Origin of the sequence: Mesorhizobium sp. M7A.F.Ca.MR.176.00.0.0, assembly GCF_004023165.1 — a bacterium.
In the GTDB taxonomy this organism is placed as follows: domain Bacteria; phylum Pseudomonadota; class Alphaproteobacteria; order Rhizobiales; family Rhizobiaceae; genus Mesorhizobium.
Window position 1 is genome coordinate 1 of record NZ_RZTC01000220.1, and the last position, 4,101, is coordinate 4,101.

Annotated in this window: 6 protein-coding genes; 3 read left to right on the forward strand and 3 right to left on the reverse strand. The window is 64.2% G+C overall.

All coding sequences use genetic code 11. The features are described 5' to 3' along the window. The first annotated feature begins 80 nt into the window (after positions 1-80). Entirely contained in the window at positions 81-401 is a 321-nt protein-coding gene (locus tag EOB59_RS33895) for a YkgJ family cysteine cluster protein (protein WP_206622100.1), read from the forward strand. A gap of 81 nt (positions 402-482) precedes the next feature. Further along, entirely contained in the window at positions 483-1,094 is a 612-nt protein-coding gene (locus EOB59_RS33900) for a LysE family translocator (RefSeq protein ID WP_127810791.1), read from the forward strand. 86 nt (positions 1,095-1,180) lie between these two features. Here EOB59_RS33900 and EOB59_RS33905 read toward each other — a convergent pair whose 3' ends face one another. Genes EOB59_RS33905 through EOB59_RS33915 form a run of 3 tightly spaced genes read right to left on the reverse strand, consistent with a single transcriptional unit; the run spans position 1,181 to position 3,071 of the window. Continuing rightward, positions 1,181-1,567 (reverse strand): nuclear transport factor 2 family protein, encoded by a 387-nt coding sequence (locus EOB59_RS33905; RefSeq protein ID WP_128290245.1) that lies wholly within the window; start codon positions 1,565-1,567, stop codon positions 1,181-1,183. A 16-nt stretch (positions 1,568-1,583) separates the two neighbouring features. Next, on the reverse strand, positions 1,584-2,030 hold the full coding sequence (locus EOB59_RS33910) for an OsmC family protein (protein ID WP_128290246.1): 447 nt from the start codon (positions 2,028-2,030) through the stop codon (positions 1,584-1,586). A 33-nt stretch (positions 2,031-2,063) separates the two neighbouring features. Next, a complete protein-coding gene (locus EOB59_RS33915) occupies positions 2,064-3,071 on the reverse strand; it encodes an NAD(P)-dependent alcohol dehydrogenase (protein ID WP_128290247.1) in 1,008 nt (335 codons plus the stop codon). 101 nt (positions 3,072-3,172) lie between these two features. Between EOB59_RS33915 and EOB59_RS33920 the strand changes: the two genes are divergently transcribed. Further along, the gene (locus EOB59_RS33920; RefSeq protein ID WP_128290248.1) at positions 3,173-3,781 is read left to right on the forward strand and encodes a TetR/AcrR family transcriptional regulator; all 609 of its coding nucleotides are present in this window, start codon (positions 3,173-3,175) and stop codon (positions 3,779-3,781) included. Positions 3,782-4,101 lie beyond the last annotated feature (320 nt).

Consider the following 4,101-nt stretch of genomic DNA (forward strand, 5'->3'; position numbering starts at 1 on the left):
GGGCAAGACGGCTAAGAAGAAATAGCGCCTTGCCGCAAGACGCCGATCAAAACCCCGCCGCGCCGGGGCTGTCCGCCCTGGTGGCCGCCGCGAGCGTTTTGTCGTCGCAACACGGCACCTTCGATTGCCAAAGCTGCGGTGCCTGCTGTTCCTATTCGGCCGAGTGGCCGCGCTTTTCCACCGAGGATGACGCACAGCTCGACCGTATCCCGGCAAAATATGTCGCATCTGACCTGTCAGGCATGCGCTGCGAGGGCGTGCGCTGCTCGGCGCTGTCCGGCGAGATCGGCAAGTCGACCGCTTGCGGCATCTACGACGTCCGGCCGGATGTCTGTCGCGCCTGCATGCCCGGCGACGAGGAGTGCCTGATGGCACGCCAGGCGCTCGGGTTACCGGTGTAGCCAATCTCCAATCGCCTCCGCTTGTGCGCCGACCCGCAGCCCGATACCTTCCTGGTTGGGTAGGGTGCCGGAGGAACCATCGTGAGCATCGAATTTCTGTTGACGTCCCTGATTGTCGTGGCTTCGCCCGGCACCGGCGTTCTCTACACGCTGAGCGCCGGCCTCTCGCGCGGTGCGCGAGCCAGCGTCATCGCCGCCTTCGGCTGCACGCTCGGCATCATCCCGCACATGGCCGCTGCCATCACTGGCCTGGCGGCGCTGCTGCACACCAGTGCGCTCGCCTTCGAGACGCTGAAATATCTCGGCGTCGCCTACCTGCTCTACATGGCCTGGAACACACTCAAGGAAAATGGTGGCCTCAGCGTCGACCAGGATGTGACGCCGCGTTCGGCCGGCAAGGTGATTGCCGCCGGCATCCTCGTCAACGTGCTCAATCCGAAACTCTCGATCTTCTTCTTCGCCTTCCTGCCGCAATTCGTCAGCACCACGGAGCCCAACGCGCTGTCGAAGATGCTGGAGCTGAGTTCCGTCTTCATGCTTTTGACCTTCGTGGTTTTCGTCGGCTACGGCATCTTCGCCGCCTCGATCCGCAGCCACGTCGTCTCGCGGCCAATGGTGTTGACCTGGATGCGCCGGACTTTCGCCGGCGCCTTCGTCATGCTTGGCGCGAAGCTGGCGCTGGCGGATCGGTAGAGCCACGGGGAGCGGCTCAGTCTTGCTGATCCGCTCGCCTTGTTGCGCTGTTCCGGGCGATGCCCTTTGGGAAATTGCTCGGCGCGCTACCCCTTCACATAGCCCATCGCTTCGACGATCCGCCCGTCGGCCACGCGCATGAGGTTGACGCCGCGCAGCGAATTGCCGTCGGCCATGAAATAGCGCCAGCGGATCGTTGCCCGGTCCCCGGCAACGAAGGTTTCCTCGATATCGAAGCGCGTGCCGGCCTGGGTCGCGATCGCCGTCCAAAGCCCGACGCACGCCGCTTGACCGGCATAACGGGCGCCGTCCGGCGCCGGCACGGTGTTCTCGATCACGCAATCCTCAGCCACCAATTCGGCGAGTGCCGAGGGATCATGGCGTTGGAATACGTCGCTGTAGCGCCGCATGATCTCGGCCGTCTGCTGGGACAGATCGTACGCGGTTGCGTCCATGACAAGCTCCTGTGTCATCTTCTTTCTCCTGGCTTCATTGGCCTTTGGTGGCTTCAACGAGCGTTGCCTTGAGGGTGATCTGAGACACGCCGGCAAGGGCCCGCGAAACGAGGCAGCCCGCCTTGGCGGACTGTGCAAGGCGCTCGAATTCATCTGCGGCGAGTCCTGCGGCCTCCACCTCGGTTTCGAGTTCGATCCGGGTGATCGTCGGCCCGGCCGCGGTCGCGCCGAGATGCACCTTGGCGATCGTGTGGATATTGCGGGCCACATGGCCGGCGCCGCCCAGTATGGCGCTCAGCGCCATCGAGAAGCAGCCTGCATGCGCTGCGGCGATCAGCTCTTCCGGGTTGGTGCCCGGACCGTTCTCGAAGCGCGACGGGAAGGAATAGGCGCCTTCGAAGACGCCGCTGCCGAGCCGCAGCCGGCCCGCCCCTTCCTTCAGTGTGCCTTGCCATTTGGCCGAGGCTTCACAAATTGTCATTGTCGTTCTCCCTTGGTTCGAGGATTTGATGGGTCAGGCGCCGTCGATGATCACCTTCCCGAAGACGTCGCCCTGCTGGAAATAGCGGTAGGCATCGCCGGCCTCGGTGAAGGCGAAGACCTTGTCGATGACGGGCCGCAGGCGATGCTGTGAGACGGCGCGCAGCATGGCTTCGAGATTGGTCCGGTTGCCGACGAACAGGCGGCTGATGGTGGCGAGGCTGCGCTGGTAGAGTGCCGCCGGCAGCTGGATCGATCCGCCTTTCGCATCCTGCGGCGTCAAGAGCACGATGTGCCCGTATAGCGTGCTGGCGATCAGCGACTGGGCGAAGGTCGCCGGGCCACCGGTCTCGACGATGAGATCGATGCCCCCGGTCTGGTCGCGGACGGTCGCACCCCATTGCGGCATATCCGATGTCGAAACCACCAGGTCGGCGCCCAGCGCCCGCAGCCTGTCGGCTTTCTCACCGCGCGAGGTGACGGCGGCGACATGGCAGCCGAGCAGCTTGGCGAACTGCAGTGCAAAGAGCGAGACGCCGCCCGAGCCGATGACCAGAACCCATTGGCCGGGCTTCGGAATTCCGGCGCCCGTCACCGCATTCCAGCCGGTCAGGCCGGCACAGGTCAGCGTTGCCGCCTCATGCCAGTCGAGATGATCGGGCAAGCGCACCGCCCATTGTTCGTCGAGAACGGCGTATTCGGTCAGCATGCCATCCAGCGTGCAGCCGAGCTGATCGATGAGTCCGGCATGGATGCGGCCGTCGATCCATCGGGCGAAATAGCTGCCGGTCACGCGGTCGCCGACAGCAAAGCGGGTGACGGTATCGCCGATGGCGACAATGTCACCGGCCCCGTCGCTCAGCGGAACCACGCCTTGGCGCGGCGGCAGCGGATAGGTGCCGTTGAGGATCATCGTATCGCGCCGGTTGAGCGAGGTGGCGCGAACGCGCACCACGATCTCATGCGGCCTCGGCTCCGGCTGCGCCGTGTCGCGCAGCATCAGGGGTTCGGTCCCAGACCCTTCGAGACGGTAGCTCCGCATGTCGTTCTCCCGAGAAATATATAGACTGATCTACATATTATGTAGACCGATTGTCATATTTTGCGCAAGGCCTATAATGATTCCTGCTGACAGAGGTTGACATGGCAAACGACACCCGCACCCGCATACTCGAGACGACTGGGCTGCTGCTCAGGCAGCGCGGCTATCACGGCACCTCGCTCAACGACATATTGAGCGCCAGCGGCGCACCGCGGGGCTCGCTCTATTTTCATTTTCCCGGCGGCAAGGACCAACTGGTCATCGAGGTGACGCGGGCCAGCGTTGCCGACGTGACGGAGAGGCTGGGCGAAGCGCTGGCTGCCGAAAAGTATCCGGCGGTGGCTGTCCATCATATCTACCAGTCGGTGGGACGCATGCTGGAAGACAACCAGTTTTCGCTCGGCTGTCCGATCGCGCCTGTCGTGCTGGACTCGCCCACCGACGTGCCGGAACTGGCGGAGTTGTGCCGCTCGGCCTTCGAACAGTGGATAGGCCTGCTGCGGGACGCCTTCGTCAGGGCAGGGGTGCCCGAGCGCCGCGCGCATGCATTGGCGCTGCTGGTCGAATCGTCGCTGGAGGGGCTGATGGTGATCGCCCGCGCCACCCACGACCGCGCCCCGGTGCAGGCTGTGGCCGATGAGGTCGCAGCGCTGATCGAGCAGGCGGTACTGGCCGGCGAGGTAAAGCAACGCGCGGATGCCGCCGTCTGAGATGCCACAACGACCGCTGCGCAAAACAAAAAAGGCGGCATCTCTGCCGCCCTTTCCGTATCTGAAGGCTGATAGGGCTGGATTAGAAATCCATGCCGCCACTCAAGCCCGCTTGCGGGCTTGAGCAATGTTAGTTGATGGGCGTGCTTTATGGACTCCTTAGAAATCCATACCGCCCATGCCGCCCATGCCGCCGCCCATGCCGCCAGGCATGCCGCCGCCGCCAGCCGACTCCTTCTTCGGAGCCTCCGCGATCATGGCTTCGGTGGTGACGAGCAGGCCGGCGACCGAGGCCGCGTCCTGAAGAGCCGTACGGACAA

Excerpts from the sequence above, each read along its gene's own strand:
- EOB59_RS33905 (WP_128290245.1), bottom strand. The coding sequence starts at position 1,567 with ATGACACAGGAGCTTGTCATGGACGCAACCGCGTACGATCTGTCCCAG.
- EOB59_RS33910 (WP_128290246.1), bottom strand. The coding sequence starts at position 2,030 with ATGACAATTTGTGAAGCCTCGGCCAAATGGCAAGGCACACTGAAGGAA.
- EOB59_RS33915 (WP_128290247.1), bottom strand. The coding sequence starts at position 3,071 with ATGCGGAGCTACCGTCTCGAAGGGTCTGGGACCGAACCCCTGATGCTG.
- EOB59_RS33920 (WP_128290248.1), top strand. The coding sequence starts at position 3,173 with ATGGCAAACGACACCCGCACCCGCATACTCGAGACGACTGGGCTGCTG.